At 34.3% G+C, this 1,229-nt stretch carries 1 protein-coding gene; it reads left to right on the top strand.

The annotated features are described in order from the left end of the window. Positions 1–205: 205 nt before the first annotated feature. Positions 206–1,012: an adenosylmethionine decarboxylase gene (gene speD, locus AC1DSL_RS18370; protein ID WP_016427012.1), complete on the top strand. Its 807-nt coding sequence runs from the start codon at positions 206–208 to the stop codon at positions 1,010–1,012. Positions 1,013–1,229 lie beyond the last annotated feature (217 nt).

The following is a 1,229-nucleotide window of genomic DNA, read 5'->3' on the forward strand; positions in this document are numbered from 1 at the left end:
TTTCTATACTATTATGCCGTGACTTAAAGAATATAAAATGATTGAATTTGCCATTTTGTAAAAAGTGATATAATTGACTGTATGTTTCACAATAATGAATTCGGGAAAAATATAGCATGTGAAAAATATGGCTTTTTTCACAAAAAATTTTTTAATTACTGTGCAAAATTTGTCTAAAATTTAGTTGAGAAGGGGATTACATAATATGAGTTTAACGCCAAATGAAAGAATTAAATTACATGGTTTTAACAATCTAACCAAAACATTAAGTTTTAACATGTACGATATATGCTACACAAGAACTAAGGAAGAGCGCGAGGCTTATATCAACTATATTGACGAACAATATAATGCAGAGCGTCTTACGAACATCTTGACCAACGTGTCAGATATGATTGAGGCAACCATTTTAAATATTGCGCAACAAGATTATGAGCCTCAAGGTGCGAGTGTGACGATTCTTGTTTCTGAAGGACCGGTCGATGAATCACCATTGGAATCATTCAAGCAATCTCCTGGGCCGTTTCCTGATACAGTAGTAGGTCATTTGGACAAAAGTCATATAACGGTTCACACATATCCTGAGTACCATCCTGACGAAGGAATCAGTACATTCCGTGCAGATATCGATATTTCAACATGTGGAGAGATTTCTCCATTAAAAGCTCTGAACTATTTGATTCACTCTTTTGAAACAGACGTAATGGTCATGGATTACCGCGTGCGTGGCTTTACGAGAGACGTGAAAGGTCATAAACTTTTCATAGACCATGACATCAATTCCATTCAAAATTTCATTCCTAAAAGTGTTCAGGACGTTTTCCAAATGATCGATGTGAATGTCTATCAGGAAAACATTTTCCATACAAAATGTAAACTGAAGAAATTTGACCTTAACAATTACTTATTCGGGTACAAGGAAGATGAGTTATCTGAAGAAGAAAAGATTGAGATTACGAAGAAGCTGAAAAAAGAAATGGATGAAATCTTCTACGCGAAAAATATGTCTTAAATAGACAAAAAAAGGTCCCAACAAAAGGGTAACGTGTTCCGTATTGATGTACAAAAGAAGAACTAACATATTAAAACGTTAATCAAATAAAAACAATTAGCACTGCAATTCAAATTGCAGTGCTTTTTTATTTTTATGCGACTCGATTTCTACAAGGTAAATTGGACTAAGAGCTCTCGTGGGTTTGGCATCCAATAAATCCGACTGAATTGATAAC

This window comes from Paenisporosarcina sp. P4_D4 (assembly GCF_056401835.1).